The organism is Haemophilus sp. THUN1690 (assembly GCF_059704375.1).
Map to the genome: position 1 here is coordinate 713,247 of NZ_AP046582.1, position 18,288 is coordinate 731,534.

Consider the following 18,288-nt stretch of genomic DNA (forward strand, 5'->3'; position numbering starts at 1 on the left):
AATACAAAAAGTGCAGTCAATTTTAAGAAGTTTTAAAACCCTTTGAAAATTGACCGCACTTTATACTATATCTTCTTAAATCATTAAACCACTATGCTTAAGGTTTTCTTGTCTTCGATTTCTTCTTGGAGAGCTTCGATTTTTGTCTATCATTTTTTTTATTCTCACCATAAATTTCTGGAGAATAGTAAGAAATCAAAAGAGCCGAAAAGCATAAAAAACCTCCCCATATTATAAGATTATAAATAAAATGATTTAAATCAGGATCGATTTTTCCTCTTAGAATAAGAGTAAAATATATAAAACAGAAAGATAATATCGAAGCTATTAAAATTCTAATAATCTTACTTGCTTTCATTTTTTAAGTCCTTAACTGATTTATCTGGAGTGTTATAAATATTTTCTGCTACTTTACTCATGCTTGAAGACATCAATCTTTTAACATTTTCATCCTTTATAAATAACCCAAAGTTTTTAGAAAACCAAACTGATGTACCTGAATCTCTAACAGCCTCACCAAAAGATTTACCTTCAATTACTCCTTTTGTAACATCTAGACCGAATCCTAATCCATCACCAGCTTTATGAGTTAAGCCTGAATATGTAGAATCAACAATTACTTTCCCTCCACTTTGGAGAATATTATTGCCATTGATTTCTTTTTGACCAGTAGCATAAGGGAGCGTTTCTGCCACCGTATTAATCCCAGCCTCAATACCAAATGCAACTTTATATGGACGAGGGATTGCCTTATAACCAGCCGCAACATCCTTGCCTACTTCTCCAGCTACATACCCCATAGCAGATGCCATTTGACTCCCTTCTGCAACAACTTGATTACCTAATCTCGCTGTTGCCCCCAGTATCGGCTTAGCCCCCGTATATAAACTCGGTAAACTATAGACAAAATTTGCTGTTTCCGGACTTAATCCTGTCACTTGACTGAGCAATTGACCACCTAATGTATTTTGATTTTTACCGGTAAGAATCACTCTCCCGCCGGTATAAGTATTATCAGCTCCATAAGCAGCAACCGGTACGCCTGCCACGCATCCAATACCGGTTTCACAAAGACCCGTACCGACAGCCATCGTCGCAACACCTCCTACTGCTTGTACAACACCGCCAGCGCGTGTTGTTACAGCATATTTCGTATCGATTCTATTCGCGTGATCTAGCGCTTTATAAGTATCGTTATATTCAAATAGTTTGTTCTGCACACCGGAACCAAAAGGATCACTAAATGTTTCAGTTTGGCGTTTTAATAATGCTCTTTCTTGGGCATATTCCGCCGTATTACCAAGTTGTTCTACTGCTCTCGCTTGTTCATACGATTTGGCATAATCTGGATCATCTGTAGGAATCTGCGCAGAACAATGCACTAATGCACAAGCTGCTATTTCTAAACGACGTTCTTTTTCTTCATCGCCATTTGCAAGCAACTTAATACGCTCTTTCTCATTTTGATGAAGCTGTCTGTTATACGTCTCTGCATTGTAAGATGTCAATGCACCTTGTTTCATGGTTTCACTCGTGCCACCACTCACTGCACCCGCTGCAGCACCAATCACCAATGCCGTCATTTGTTGTGCTGCTTGTTTAAGTTTCTCTTTTTGTCCATCATCTAATTTGAGGTCTTTCGCTTGTTCATTTAAGTAATCTGTAACATACGTGTTCAACCACTCTGAACTCGCTCCCGCTGCTGCACCTGTCGCCACATTGCCATCTGACATCTTCGCAGCTAATGCACCTGCAAGGGCATGCATCACAATCTTCTCTTTGCTGCCGTCTTCAAAGCCCAATTTTTTTGCAAGGTCGCCCGTGACTTTTGCAAACAACTCGCCCGCCACTTGTGCCGCTTCTTGCTGCTCTTTGATTTCCTGTAAATCAAAGGCTTTTACTTTATGATTGGCATTTTGTGTATCTCTGGAAAGTGCGGTCAGATTTTCCGGTGTTTCTGTGTCAATTTGAATATTAGACCCTATCGCTGATTGCGTTTGACTTGTAGCACTTTCATGTTTATTCCCTAAAGCGCTCGCCGCGGCAGCCATCGCATTTTTAGCATTCTGTGTCATATCCGTTGAAAGCCCCGCGCTCACGCTTTTCACTTCAACCTCACTGCGGTTTTCAATATCAGTGTGAGTAAGCGATTTTGTCTTGAAGTGGTTCTTATCTTCGGCTGCTTCACTGTCAATCACAGAGCCCGCAAGGTGCGTATTCCCCACAACCTTAACATCCATTCCACCTTTGCCTACATGGAAGCCCGTTTGTTCTTCCACTTGGGCATAGTTCACTTTCGCTTTGTTTTGAGAATAGTTTGCTGAAGCACTTGAACCGCTACCATAAATTGCCACACTAAAGCCCGCTCCGGCTTGTGTTTGTTTGCTGTCGTAGTGATTACTGTCTTGGCGGCTTTCTAAATTAAGATTACCTTTAATATCCGCCTCTAAACGGTCTGTTTTAACAACGGCACCTTTGAAATTAGCGTCTTTACCGGTTTTAATCACTGTTTCTTCAGCATTCAGATAACTATTACGTTGTGTCACACTATCGCTATTTTCATGCCCTTTACCGACTTGAACCGAACCTTCTACACCAATGCCATAACTATTACCATTAGCGCCTGCAAATACACCCACACTCCAACCTGTGTTTTTATTCTCACTTCGGTTATGGTAAGTATCTTGTACTGACTCCACGTTTAAGTTCTTAGCCACATCAAGTTCTAAACGTTTTGCATTTAACGTTGAGCCCAACACATCAACATCACCTTTTCGGCTGGTCAAATTCACCGTGCCAGCATTCAGCTCACTACCACTATGAGTGATTGTTTTACTTTCACTCGTTTGGGTAGATTTGCTTGCACCTACGCTAATAGAGACTTTAATACTCGGATTAGACACATTACCTGCCGTCATATTGCCCAAGCTAGAAACTGTGTTTGCAACATTTGCTGCATTTTGAGCTAATTCAAGACTGTCATAAGCCGCTTTCATTTGATGAAGCTGTTTCAATTTTTCATTTTTAACTTCACGACTACGCTTAATACTGTGTCCCATCGATTGTGCTGTGCTTACAACCGGTGATGTAACGGCTATCGTCAGTCCAGCCTGTTTATACTCATGCCCCTCTTTACTTTCAATGATATCTTTTCCGGCTTCCACCTTAACACTTGCACCCTCAATATCGATGCGATTCGTGCGTGGTGTAATCATATCCGTTCCCATGACATTCGAATGGTTGCCCGCACTCACTGTGATATTGCCATTCATTGAACCCAGCGTGCTACGTGCATCTGATTGTGTCCAACCTTCCGTTTCATAATCGTGTTTTTCTGATTGGGAACCAACGGTAAAACCAATACCGCCGTCTGTGAACACACCTCTGGTTTTCTTGGTTTCCACTCGCTTATTTTTGAAATGATTGGTGTCCGCTGCAATATCAACATCATGTCCAGCCTGAATATGGAGATTATTATCCGCAATAGCCTGAATACCTTTCGCCTTCACATCATGACCTGCTGAAAGAACCACCTCTTTACCGCTCACCTGAGTGCCGACTTGAGTAACGGATTGTTGTTGGTCAAGACTGGTTTTTGTTACCTTCGCCACGCTTCCGCTTTTCGTTTTATGAAACTCTTCAAAATCACGGCTTTCTTTTGCACCATTCAGCACAAGGTCGTTTTCTGCGATAGCCATCAACTTCGCTTCACTCTCCAGCTGTGCACCTTCGGATAAAATATTTTTACCCGTTAGCAAGACATTGCCTTTGCCTTTTACTTGGCTTACTACCGCCTCTTCCACTTTCTCATGACGGTAATGATTACCTTTCCCCATCTTCTCATCAAAGCCCACTGAAAGTGCGGTCAGATTCATGTTATTTTTTGTTTGAACAAGCGTATTGCCATTACCATCGTTAATAATATCTGCACCTTTAGCGTTCAGATTATTTGATGAGAGTTCTAACTGGCCATCTTCTCCTTTTACATGGAAAAGCGCTTTACGAGCCAATGTCGTTTCACTACGTTGGAAATGAGATAAGTCCACATTTGTCGTCATCGTGGTACTTTCGTGATTTAAATTACCGCCCACATCCACTAAGAGGGCGCGCTCAGCTTCCACTTTACCGCCGATATTATCGAAGTTATTCGTGGTTTTGATGTCTACTTTATCACCTGTAATAGTGCCTTCGTTTAATAAGCTTTCGGTATTTAATAACGTAAGCTTACGGCCTGCAATCGTGCCACTATTGGTTAAACGGTTACTCCGTAAATCAATCACATCCGCTGAAATCAACGCACCTTCGCCATTTAAGTCGCCTTTCTGCGCCATGGCATAGACACGAGGTGCCATCACTTTGACTTGTTTTCCGCTTGGTAGCGTTACTTCTTTTTCTTCAAACCAGACAATATCTGACGTAAGTTGTGCGACCTGAGCAGGGCTTAAAGCCACACCCGGGGTTAAATTGAAGCGTTTCGCAAACGTAATACCATTATCCATTAACCCTTTATATTGCGCCTCTAAATCTTGATAACCTGTTAAGAACATACGTCCCGTCAACTGATTAACTTGATCTCGCACTAAACGCTGCTCGTAATATCCATCACCTAGGCGCTTCAAGATATTTTGTGGATCACTACGAAGTGCTTTGAACATATAGTCACCACTGAGCCATTGTTTACGATCAGTAAACTGTGGATCCGTTTCAATTAATGGGCGATTCGTTGCCTCGGGATTTGTTCGATAAAGGCTAGAGGTAGGCAAAGAAACATCCGCACCAATCGTACGAATTTCACTCAGCTCAGCTTTAGCATTCGATTGATTCACTCCATTGGCAACATGGATATTGTTGGTAAGTGCGATAGTTTCCATCGAAAGATTGGCTTTTTCACCTTCAGGCGTCACTGTCGTATAGGCTTCCGTACGAACTTGTTTTAAATCCAATTCTGTATCAGTGATTTTTTGGTAGTCATGACGGCCAGCCCTGTCTCGCTGGTGATAGCGTTTAAATCCACCTCGCCAACGAGAGTAAGTCCACTCTTGATTCCCATTATCAACAACTCGAGTAATCCCCATTTCGGGTACATTGTTTACCCCCTCAGAAGGGTTATTAGGGTTATAGATCTTACCTGCCGCAATTATTTGGCTGCGGTTATTTTCCACATTGCCATTAAATTCAACATCTCCTTGACTTAAAATCTTACCAGGATGCGTTTCTTTCACCTTAGTTTCGCTGGTTATACGTTCTTTCACATTAATATCCCAGAAATTGGTAAAACGCTTACCCTCTATCTTTCTATTATGAGCTTCAATCGCATCACTTAAAGCCTTAAAAACGGGCTCATTCTCTAATTGCCATTTGAAATATGGTGCCAACTGCTCTTTATAAGGTTCTAATTTTTCCTCATATGCCTTCATTGCTACTTTATACTCTGCTAATTTAAGCTCATATTCCTGCATTTTTTTCTTATGGAATCGAGCATTTCCAAAATACATACGCGCTGGCATTTCAGGCTCTTCAGGCTTGATTAAAAGTTCTTTAGGAACGGTGACGTTTGGCGCCTCAGTTTTTGGTGGTGCCACACCTAAAGCTGCCCAAATCGGATCGTTTTTGTTATATTCAACAGTAGAGCAATTTGACTCATTCACACAAATATTCTCTCCTGGCTGAGCAATAATTTTGCCATCAATATTCGCATCTGTTGCCATTACTGGATTGTCTGTTTTATAAGCAACCTTGCCTGCGCGGCTAAATGAGACCCATTTCAACAGGTTAAAATTAATCCGCTCATTAGCATTTGGATTTCTGCCCTCAACTAAGTAATGTTCCTCTACCGTTTCACGTTTGACTTCCTCTAACCTTGTATCAATACGGGCATTTTTGTTTAAAGTTTCACGCATACCAAGGATAACGCCTCGTCCTTCAATCAAACTACCGCTATTTAATAATTTATCGCCTAAACCTTTTGATTGGTTGTTTTCATCTAGGCTACGTCCAAATACAACTTTCCCTTCAGAGGATAATGTACCGCCAATACCATTAAATGCCCATTTTTGGGTAAAGACCGTTTTACTGTTCTCAACTAAAGGTGCTGCAACATCTAGACGTTCTTTTGCTGCTACAACCGCTGATTTAATCGTTCCATCAGATTGTAATTCATCTGTATTCACTATTTTTTGACCAGCCTGTAAAGCAACATGATCACCATAAATACGACCAGTACCGACATTAGTTAATGTATCACCGGTCTTGATAACATTTTCTACTGTCCCTTTAATCAACCCTCGGTTGGTTATATTCTGCTCACTTGTAAGTGCGGTTTGTTTCCCTTGAATTTCAGCATTCTCTGTATTTTCAATATTCTTCGCATTAACTTGGGTATGACCTTCAGAAAGTAACCCTGCTTGATTAATCAAATGTCCTTGAGTTGTTAAACTTAATGAAGAACGACCAACTAAATCGCGTTGACTATCAAAATCCTGAACAAGTTGGATATTTGCATGGTTAGCCTCAATATCGCCATCACCAGAAAGTGCATTAACCTGAATATTCAGTTTTTCTGCTGCCTGAATTGAACCTTGGCTATTTTTTATGGAAGCGCCTTTACCCTGAATACGAATATCCCCTGTAGAGAATAATTCACCTTGCGTGTTGTCTAATTGATTAACAATATTCAATACCTGAGAAGAAACCGAATAAATCCCACCTTGTTTATTATCCAATTGCTGAGCATTCACCTCAGCCTTACCCGCAAGAATACCCTGTGTTGGTACTGATTGCGCATTACCTTTAGTATTTTGGTTATTTAGATTAGTGGTATTAACCGTTAAATCACCCTGAGCTTGAATGAGTGAACCTGTATTGCCGACTTTTTGGTTATTAATGTCCCTTGCAATATTTAACGTTGAAGAACCGTCAGCAACAATCATTCCGGCTCGGTTATCCACGGATAATGCGGTTAAAGTTAAGTCTTTACCACTTAGCAAACGGCCTTCTCGATTATTTAAGAATTGATTTTGCTGGGTAAGACTCATATTTCCACCAGAAAGTATTAAGCCTTTTTCATTATTTAACCCTTTTTCTAGGTTTAATGAGAAATCACGCACACCTTGGCTTGCCCATCGGCCATGTTGGTTTTCTACTCTTTGCGCGGTTGCATTAATCCAATCCGCTTTTAAATTAGCGTTCTGTGTTAAAAGTTGAGAAGGGGTATGTAAATTGATTTCATTTTTTGCAATGAGCGTCGCTTGATTTGCATTAATTTCACCTTGATGAGCCACAATATGAACATCTTGGCCACTTGTTTGACTCTCGCTAACATCGACTGTTTTAGCTTGAACATCAACCTTACCAGAGGCAATATTTTTCCCTTTTGCAACAGTTGTTTTTACTGTTTTTATTTCAAGGTTTTTAGTCTCACCAACCTCATCTACTTCTCGGACTTTACCATTTTCCTCAACACCCGCAGCTAATACAGAAGATTTGCCCGCTTCGACTGAATCCGCTTGATAACGAATATGTCCACCAGAAATAGTCGAGCCCATCTGAGTAATTTTATTTTTAGCACCAACTAGAACATCACCTCGTGCTGTTTCAACTTTACCTTTTTGAACAAAATCAGACTTGGTTTTGATTTGGACATCTTGTTTACCACTAATCACCCCTTCATTAACAATACGGCCTTGACTATCAATTTTCACCTCACCCGCCGATGCACCGATATGCCCCGCATTGCGTACACCAAGACCTTGACCGTTATCCACTAAATGGATTTTCTCTGAATACATCCCACCCAATTGGCTCACATCGACACTGTAGCTTTGGTTTTCGTCTTGGGTATCAGAAGTGCGGTCGGTTTTATCGGTGTTTTTATCACCCACGTACACAACCGAATCATTGGTTCGGTCAACATTGTTTTTACCAGTGGTTACTTTAATGCCTTTTTTCGACCAAACCCCACCATTGATTTCCGCTTTATCCGCGATAATATCAGTGTAATCAGATTGACTGTTATCCATGCCTTTTTGGCCAACAGTCACCTTACCGCCTTTTACGCGATAGCCTTTCAACTCACCATTTTCTACTTCTACTTTGCCTGTTGTCAGGGTGGTACGCCCAGCATTAATCACACCGCAGCCATCACATTGAATACCACTTGGGTTAGCAATCACCACATCTGCTTTTTTACCCGCAACCTCTACATAACCTTTTAAACGGCTTGGGTTCGCTGAATTCACCTCATTAAGAATCACTTTTGCTTCACCGCGAGCAAGATTCGGGTTACCTTGCACCCAGCCCGCCATTTGCGTTTGTACTGCTTTACGGGCATTGTTTAATACTGCACCTTTCTCTGCTACATCAAACTGTGAATATTGGTTACGTGATACCCCTCCTGCACTTGGTGTTTGAATATTCACTTGCGGTAAACCATTCGCTGTTTGAAGTACGGTGGGTTGTTGATTACCTGGAGCAGATTTATCAGCACGAATGACCATATCTTCTGCATGAACAGAAGGCGATAAGAAGACGAAGCCCAATGCCAGCATGAGGCTAAAATGAATAGGATTAAGTGAAAGTGCGGTTGAAAATAATCCTGTTTTTTCTTGTTCTGGACTCATATTTTCACTTTGCGCTTTACCTTGAGATTTTGCCAGCTCAGATACCACCACAAGCTGATTTAATACACGGCTAAAAATTACTTTATAATGACGTTTATTCATTTTTTAATTTCCTTTAAGTTTTAATTCTGTTTGGTTTTAATCAATTTATTCATCTAAAAGCGTGAGCATTAAAAACGGTAGCTCACATTAAATCCAGTTGTCACATGACTGGTTCTAAATCCTTCTGGTTTTTTAATTGGAACACCCACAAAATAATCATAGTTGATGCCCCATAGTTTGCCACGAAGTCCAATTGCGCCCCCCATTAAGCTATCACCAATTTGAAGCTCTTCTTGGCTAGAGTGCACTTTACCTCGGTCAATCCCTAAATAAAGCTCATGTCCCTTGTTAGCAATATTCCAATCTAGCTCATTTCGCCATAACCAACCTTTTTCACCGGAAAGTGATAGCTCGCCATCAAACCCTCGCACGGTATAACGCCCCCCAATACTAAATTTATCTTGTTGTGTTAAAGGTGTGCCGTTCCATTGCCCATTCCAGCTGGTGTTAAAGCGGAAAGGTTGATTGCCGATAGTGAAAGGATAGGTAAAATCAATGCCTGCAGTAAAAATCTGCATACGGGAAGTCCCTTCACCAAACTCCTCTTCTGGTGCAGGTAAGGATTTATTCCCACCCGTACCACGTTTATAGTTCGCAAACAGTTGCAACACTGTTTCACCAATGTATTGGGTGTGATTAAGCCCCACTTCCCAACCTGCGGTACGACGACGCTGTACTTCAATTTCGGTGTCGTTGATATAGTTATAGGATTTTTTTGTCCATAACGCGGCATTCACATAGGTTTTATAAAGACTTCCACGAGATAATAAGCGACTTAAGTTCGCTTTCATTTGTTGACTTTTACCTGAATAGGTATAAGACTCAAATGCACCCGCTACCGTTTGGTGATAAGAATATTTTGAACCGGAAAGCGTTAAGAGATAGCTCTTCCAAGGAATAGAATAATAGAGACTAATATTTTTACTGCCATAATCGCCTTCTGCATCATCGCTATTACGTTTAAAGGTGCGTGTACCACTGATATAGAACATATCATTAAGCGTGAATACATTATCCCAAGAAAATGTAGCAGAGCCTTGTAAACGCCCTGTTGCTTTTGAACCAGAATCATCTAATCCCAAGGTTAAATGAAAAGGTAAGCTTTGCTTATAAGCAATTACCACGTCTGTTTCACCGACTGCATCTGTTGGCACAAGCTCCATATTCGCATCGGCACTTGGTACACGTTTTAAGTTTTCTAAACCTTGTTCAATATTGCGAATATTTAATATATCCCCCTGCGCCATTGGCATGGCAAACCATAAGGTACCACGGGTGGCAAACGGAATCGCACTTTGGTCTTGTAATTGAATACGGCCTACTTTACCCGGAATCACGGTGAGTACAAGCATGCCTGAACGCAAATCCTGTGGCTCCACCACCACGCGGGTAGTGACATATCCCAAATCAATTAAACGATTTTGAATACGACGAAGTAATACATTAATCCCTTCCGAGCCAATACAAGCAGGCAGCGCAAAATCACGCCCAGCATAAACAGACTTTAATGCCCAAGAGAATCGGCTTGGTTGGATTAATTTAAGGGAAGAGGCTGATGGATTTTCTTCTTCAGCTTGGTAATCGGTCAGCACTAATTGATTGATAGGAAAACATTGCGCTTCATTCTGCGGAAAGCCTAGAGGGGCTTCTTTTTCACCCTCCAAGCGCACATTCGCGGATTGCGTTTGCTGGGCTAAAATAGCCGCATCTTGTTCCGTTTGTTGCCTCTGTTGTTTGGCATCGATTTGTTTTTCTAAATTGGCATTTGGTGAGCTTGGCGCTGAAAAACCAAAAGGTGAAATAAATACTAAACTAGAAAGAAAAAAGTGTGAGGATTTTTTCATTGTTACCTAAAGATAAAGTTATTAATAAATTATGGTTGATAAGATATCAAAATCTATTTAAAAAAACCATAAAGTTTACATAGGTAATTTCTGTTATTTTTCATTAGTTTAAATATAAAAAAAATCTGCATCAAACTTGAGCTTGATGCAGATCATTTACTTATTGGCTATTAATATAAAATTAATTACCTAATTGAACTGGCTCAACTTTCCAAATTCTCTCTGCGTACTCTTTAATCGTGCGGTCAGATGAGAAGAAGCCCATATTCACGATATTTTGAATGGTGCTTTCAATCCATTTGTCGCGTTGTTTGTATTTTTCATCTACGGCTTTTTGAGTTTCTACATAACTACGGAAATCAGCAAAAGCTTGATAATAATCGTGGTATTGCAAGCCTTGTAATAATTGATGATAACGTTGAGGATCTTCTGGTGAGAATTTACCCTCAATAATTTGATCCACGACTGTGCGTAATTGAGCATCATTTTGATAGTATTCAAATGAGCGATACCCTTCTCGACGAAGTTGCTCAACTTGTTCTACCGTATTACCGAAGATGAAAATGTGATTTTCGCCCACATTTTCCAAAATCTCCACGTTTGCACCATCAAGCGTACCGAGTGTCAATGCACCGTTAAGGGCAAATTTCATATTACTAGTTCCAGAAGCCTCTGTGCCTGCAAGGGATATTTGCTCTGAAATATCTGCTGCTGGGATAATAAGCTGTGCAAGGCTTACGCTGTAGTTCGGGATAAACACCACTTTCAAGCGGCCTTTCAAACGTTCATCGTTGTTGATTACATTTGCCACATCATTGATTAAGTGAATGGTTTGTTTCGCCGCATAATAAGCCGAAGCCGCTTTACCTGCTAAAATAAATACACGAGGTTGCCAATCTTTTTCAGGGTTGGCAAGCATTTCATTGTAGCGAGCGATAATGTGCAATACGTTTAACATTTGGCGTTTGTATTCGTGAATACGTTTGACTTGAACATCAAATAATGCATGTGGATCAAGTTCAATACCTAATTCAGATTTCACGTATTCCGCCAATTTCACTTTGTTCGCAAATTTAATATCCGCAATCGCTTCTTTAAATGCTTTTTCTTGCGTAAATGGTTTAAGTTTTTCGATTTGACTTAAATCACAACGCCATTCTGAACCAATATATTTATCGAATAAGTCTGCCAATTGTGGATTCGCAACGGCTAACCAACGACGAGGGGTAATACCATTTGTCACATTGGTAAAGCGTTCTGGGAAAATACGAGCGAAATCTGCAAAGGTTGAAGTCACCATTAAATCAGAATGGATTTCTGCCACACCATTGATTTTGTGTGAACCCACAACAGATAGCCATCCCATACGCACTTTACGTTGATAACCTTCTTCAATCAATGAAACACGACGAATAAAGTCGTTATCTGTGGTGACGTAAGAACGAACATACTCTAAGAAATGATCATTAATTTCAAAAATCATCTGTAAATGACGTGGTAAAATTTTTGCCATCATTTCCACTGGCCAAGTTTCTAATGCTTCTGACATTAAAGTATGGCAGGTGTAAGAGAAAATATTACGCGTCATCTCCCAAGCTTTTTTCCATTCAAAACCTTCATCATCCACTAAAATACGCATTAATTCAGGAATCGCTAACGCTGGGTGTGTGTCATTTAAATGAATTGCCACTTTATCAGCCAAGTTTTCAAGGCTATCGTGGGTGCGTTTGTGACGGCGTAAAATATCTTGAAGTGATGCAGATACTAAGAAATACTCTTGACGTAAACGCAATTCGCGACCATTCCAAGTAGAATCATCAGGATAAAGCACACGTGATAAGTTTTTATTTGCGGAGTGTTCTTCTAATGCTGCTAGGTGTTCGCCGCGGTTAAAATCTGCAAGATTAAATACTTCACCCGCATGAGCAGACCATAAACGTAATGTTGCTGCAGAATTGTTTTGATAACCCGGAATCATTTGGTCGTAAGCAAGTGCGGTCACTTTTTCGGTATCTTGCCAAATACATTTTTTGCCTTCGAAATGAATGTTTCCGCCAAATTCTACGGTAAAGCGTTTAGATGGACGAATGAACTCCCAAGGTGCACCTTTTTCAAGCCATGCATCTGGACGCTCAACTTGCTGACCATTTTCGATTTTTTGACGGAACATACCATATTCATAACGAATGCCGTAGCCCATACCTGGTAAACCAAGGGTCGCAATAGAATCCATAAAACAAGCGGCTAAACGACCTAAACCGCCATTACCCAAGCCAGGATCAACTTCTTTTTCTAAAACTTCTTCTAAATCCACATTTAATTCTGATAAGGCTTCTTGTGCTAATCCATAAATGCCTTCTGCGATCATGGCATTAGAAAGCGTGCGTCCAATTAAGAATTCCATTGAAAGGTAGTAAACACGGCGAGAATCTTCCGCTCGAGTTTGACGCGCGGTGGTAATCCAACCTTCTGTCACTAAATCTCGAACAGCATGCAAAGTCGCATTTAACCAGTCGCGTTGGCTCGCTTCACGCGGTGAGCGACCAATTAAAAAAATAAGCTTATAAACAATTGATTTTTTGATTGCCTCAACAGTCATTTGTGGGCGATTGTATAGGAATGGAGAATCAAAATTATCCATTATCATAAGTAAAACCTCGGTTTGAATGTTAAAAAATTATCTATAATAAAAGAGATGTTGATTTAAAAATTCACGCACATTTCAAAAAATCAATCGAAATAGACCGCTCTTTGTATCCGAGAACCTTTATACCTCTAATAAATTCGTTCGAATTTTATGCTTATTTTGTCGAAAAACAAGCATAATCACAGAGCTTGCAACAATAATCTACAAACAGACTGTTGCTATTAACGTTTATAAATAAAACTACAAACGTTCATAAAGTGCACGATATTGTTCTGCTGCTTTACGCCAGCTGAAATCTTGTACCATCGCATTCGCTCGCAATGCTGACCAAACTCTCGGTTTTTGCCAAATATCAAACGCTTGTTGGATGCTTCTGCGTAAATCTTCAGCTGTCGCTTGCTCAAACACAAAACCAGTTGCCGTGCGATCTTTAATATTTTCCGGTGTGCTATCCACCACCGTATCGGCTAAACCTCCCGTTTTACGAACAAGAGGAAGTGTGCCATATTGCAAACCATAAAGTTGTGTTAAGCCACAAGGCTCAAAACGACTTGGCACTAAAATCACATCACCACCTGCCACTAATAAATGTGACAGTGTTTCATCATAACCAATTTTGACTGCAACATTTTGTGGATAACGTTCAGCAAGCTCACAAATACCTTGTTCAAAGTGCGGTGCGCCAGAACCTAAAATCATTAACTGTCCGCCTTGTTTTACAATTTCATCCGCACTTTCAATCAATAAATCCACGCCTTTTTGCTCGGTTAAGCGGGTTACCATCACAAATGCCAATGCATTTTCATCTTGCGGTAAATTAAAATAAGCTTGTAGTTCAACTTTATTCTGTTTTTTACCTGCCATATATTTCAATTTGTAACGATGCTGAATATATTGATCGGCATTTGGATGCCAAATATTTTCATCTACACCATTAAGAATCCCCACTAAACGCCCTTGAGATTTTAAACCAGAAAGTAAACCTTCTAAGCCATAGGCAAATTCAGGTGTTGTAATCTCTTTAGCATATGTCGGGCTCACTGCAGTGCTGGCATCGGAGTAAAATAAGCCAGCTTTTAAATAGGAAATCTGTCCAAATAACTCTAAACCATCAACATTAAACATGCCTGCAGGCAAGCCAATTTCAAATAAATGCTGATAATGGAATTGTCCTTGATACGCTAAATTATGGATTGTAAATACGGATTTTGCTGGGCGACCTTTATTAAATAAATAAGCAGCACATAAGCCTGCATGCCAATCATGAGCGTGAACGACGTCTGCTCGCCACCAGCTATCTAAACCAGTAGATAATTCAGCGCCAACCCAACCAAGTAAGGCAAAACGTTTATAGTTATCACCATAATCATTGTAGTAACAATCGTGATATGGATTCCCCTCACGCGCATATAAATGTGGCGCATCGATTAAATAAACGCCGACGCCATTATATTCGCCGTAGCGCAACACCACATGTCCCGCAAAATTATCAAATTCAGCCACAACTTGTGTATTAAAAATACCTGCTGAAATCGCTGGATAAGCAGGCAATAAAATACGTGCATCAAGCCCTATTTGATTTTGAGCTTGTGGCAAAGCCCCTAAAACATCGGCTAAACCGCCTGTTTTGAGGAGCGGATAAAATTCTGAGCAAACGTGTAAAATTTTCATTTAATTTTTATTTTCCCTATAAAACATAAATAACGCTCGATCAACTCTCCTCTTTAGAAAAGAGGGAATATAAAGTGCGGTCAAAATTCACCGCACTTTTCATCATCAATCTAAATGCTCTTCAGAGACGACTTCTTCCCCTTCTAATTTTTTCAGCATTTTCGGGGTAACTAGAATCACTTTACCGGTTGAACTGATACGGAATCGTTTTTTATCTTCTTCCATATTCACACCAATTTCCATGCCATCTGGAATAACACATTCACGGTCGAGAATACAGTTTTTCAATATACAATTCTTACCGATTTTAACTTGTGGCAATACCACGCAATGATCCACTTTTGAGAAAGCATCAATTTTAACGCGATCGAATAGCACGGAATTACTGATAGAGGCATCAGTAATCACACAACCACCGCCAATTAAAGAATTATCAACTGGATGAACATTTGAATTTTTGTAGAAGAATTTTGACGGGTAAGCTTGAATTGGATTACCGCGAATTGGCCAACTTTGGTCATAAATATCAAGCTGTGGATTTTCTGATACTAAATCGATATTAGATTGCCAGAAGCTATCCAATGTACCCACATCACGCCAATAAATTTCACCTTCAGTATTACGTCCCATGCAAGAACGACTGAAAGGATGCGCATAAAGGGTTTCTTCTGCTAAACATTTTGGTAATACATCTTTACCAAAATCGTGGCTAGTTTGTGGTGTATTGACTTCTCTCTCCAACATTTTGTAAAGATAATCCGCATCAAACACATAAATCCCCATTGATGCGAGTGAAACATCAGGTTTACCTACCATTGCTGGCGGATCTTTTGGTTTTTCAACAAAGGCTTTGACTTTTAAATTTTCGTTTACCGCCATTACACCAAATTCATGTGCTTCAGAGCGTGGTACTTCAATACACCCCACCGTACATTTTGCACCGCTGTTTACATGATCCATCAACATGACACTATAGTCTTGTTTGTAAATATGGTCACCCGCCAAGATCAAAACATATTTAGGGCGATAGTGATCACGAATAATTGCCATATTTTGATAAACTGCATCTGCCGTACCACGATACCAAGTTGAATCATCAATTTGTTGGCGTGCGGGAAGCATATCAACAAACTCCCCTTTTTCTTGTGGTAAGAAAGACCAACCAGTTTGCAAATGACGAAGTAAAGAGTGTGCCGCGTATTGAGTCACTACGCCAATTCGGTTCAAACCAGAGTTAATACAATTAGAAAGTGCAAAGTCAATAATACGACGATTACCACCAAAATAAAGAGCAGGTTTTGCACGTTTATCCGTAAGTTCATGCAAGCGTGAACCACGTCCACCCGCAAGAATAAGCACCAAAGTATTTTTAACTAAATCATATTTGTTAAGGTCGCCAGCTTTCATAAGGATCTCCATAGTCTTATAGTTATTCGTCACTCAGCATACAAAAGCCCATTGAGCTAAGCTCTGCTTGTTGTGCATCGAGGGTTAAATTATGTGTGCCGATTTGAGGTGTCCATTTTCCATCGGGTAAGTGAAAAACCTGTCCTTCGGCTTTGGCATTAATCAATAAAAGACAATGCTTATCTAAAACTACTTGTAATGCTTTGGTTTGTTGATTTTGCCAATCGTCAACTGTCATCTGGTTACCGTGAATGTTAAGCCATTGCACATTGTCACCTGACCACCATTGATTCCGATTTAAACTACCAATTTGCTTACGTGCTGCAATCGTTTGCTTGGTAAGTTCAAATAATTCCTTGTTAAAATTTACCCATTTCAGCCAAGTAATCTCGTTATCTTGACAATAGGCATTATTGTTACCATATTGAGTGTTGCCGAACTCATCGCCCGCCAAAAGCATAGGTGTGCCATTCGCCAGCAATAAACTCATTAATAATCCGCTTTGTGCAAAAGTGCGGTTATTTTCCACCGCACTTTTTTGCGGTTCAGAAAGGGATTCAGTAGAACCTTCTACCCCATGGTTATAACTGTAATTTTCATTGCGACCATCACGATTTTCTTCGCCATTCGCTTCGTTATGTTTTTGGTTATAACTCACCAAATCTTGCATGACGAAACCATCATGAGCGGTAATAAAATTAAGCGTTGTGTGTGGCAAGCGATCATTTTTCTTAAATAAATCGCTAGAACCTGCAAAGCGTTCTGCAAATGCGCCGATTTCACCACTTTTCCATAACCAAAAACGACAAAGATTATCACGAAAACGATCATTCCATTCAGCAAAGTAACTCGGGAAATTCCCGACTTGATAGCCGTAATGTCCGATATCCCACGGCTCGGCAATCAATTTAATATTTTGTAAACTTGGCTCATTTTTTATGTCAGTAAAAAGCTGAGCTTGTGCATTAAAATCTGGTGTATCACGCCCAAGCACGGAGGCTAAATCAAATCGAAAACCATCAACATGACACTGTTCAGCCCAATAACGTAAACAATCTACAACCCATTTTCGCCCAACATCAGAGGATAAATTGAGCATATTGCCGCATCCTGTCCAATTGATATAACGCCCTTGATCGTTGCGCCAATAGTAAGTTTGATCATCAATGCCACGCTGGCAGAATGTTGGGTAAGTTTGCTCTGATTCTGCGGAATGGTTAAATACTACGTCTAAAATAACTTCAATACCCGCTTTGTGAAACGCCTTCACCATCGCTTTAAATTCAGCTAATGGATTATTTGTTGCCGCATATTTAGGTTCCACAGCAAACATAGCTAATGGATTATATCCCCAATAATTTTGTAAGCCTCGTGCCTGTAAGTGCGGTTCATTTATATGGAAATTTACAGGCAGCAATTCCACTGCAGTCACACCTAATTCTTTTAAATAAGCTAAATTGATAGGATGACTTAAGCCCGCATAGGTGCCCCGTAATTCAGCGGGAATCTTGTCGTTAAGTTGGCTAAAACCTTTAACGTGCAATTCATACACAATGGTTTCCGCCCAAGGCGTATTGGGCGCAGTTTCATTTTCCCAATCAAAATCTTCTGAAATAATCACCGCTCTTGGCGCAATATGAGCATTATCGCGATGATCACTCATTAAGAACCAAGAACGACTTTCTTCAGTAGTTAAATCCGGTTTACCATTCACCGCTTTTGCATAAGGATCAAGCATTAATTTATTCGGGTTAGCATGTTTACCGTGAATGCGGAATCCATATTCTGTTCCAATCTCAACGCCTGCTACAGCTAAATGCCATACATTATTTGTGCGAACCATAGGAAAGCGCGTTTCCTTATTGCCATCAAACAGGCAAACTTCAACACCACTCGCCGCAGCAGAAAACAGTGCAAAATTAGTCACCTTCACACCATTCTCGGTGAATATTGAATAGCCCATTGGCGCTGGTTTGCCGTTGTTATAAATCGTAAACAT

The 18,288-nt window shown here is 40.2% G+C and carries 6 protein-coding genes; all 6 read right to left on the reverse strand.

Features of this window, described 5'->3' with window-relative positions:
* Nucleotides 1-344 precede the first annotated feature (344 nt).
* Nucleotides 345-8,720: a two-partner secretion domain-containing protein gene (locus AC6H22_RS03425; RefSeq protein ID WP_497515351.1), complete on the reverse strand. Its 8,376-nt coding sequence runs from the start codon at nt 8,718-8,720 to the stop codon at nt 345-347.
* Between the two features lie 68 nt (nt 8,721-8,788).
* Nucleotides 8,789-10,564 carry a ShlB/FhaC/HecB family hemolysin secretion/activation protein gene (locus AC6H22_RS03430; RefSeq protein ID WP_497515352.1) on the reverse strand — a complete coding sequence of 592 codons (1,776 nt, stop codon included), beginning with the start codon at nt 10,562-10,564 and terminating at the stop codon, nt 8,789-8,791.
* Between the two features lie 181 nt (nt 10,565-10,745).
* Entirely contained in the window at nt 10,746-13,211 is a 2,466-nt protein-coding gene (locus AC6H22_RS03435) for a glycogen/starch/alpha-glucan phosphorylase (protein WP_497515353.1), read from the reverse strand.
* Nucleotides 13,212-13,451: 240 nt separating this feature from the next.
* Nucleotides 13,452-14,882 (reverse strand): glycogen synthase GlgA, encoded by a 1,431-nt coding sequence (gene glgA / locus AC6H22_RS03440; protein ID WP_497515354.1) that lies wholly within the window; start codon nt 14,880-14,882, stop codon nt 13,452-13,454.
* A gap of 105 nt (nt 14,883-14,987) precedes the next feature.
* A complete protein-coding gene (gene glgC, locus AC6H22_RS03445) occupies nt 14,988-16,289 on the reverse strand; it encodes a glucose-1-phosphate adenylyltransferase (protein ID WP_497515355.1) in 1,302 nt (433 codons plus the stop codon).
* Between the two features lie 22 nt (nt 16,290-16,311).
* The gene (gene glgX, locus AC6H22_RS03450) at nt 16,312-18,288 is read right to left on the reverse strand and encodes a glycogen debranching protein GlgX (protein ID WP_497515356.1); all 1,977 of its coding nucleotides are present in this window, start codon (nt 18,286-18,288) and stop codon (nt 16,312-16,314) included.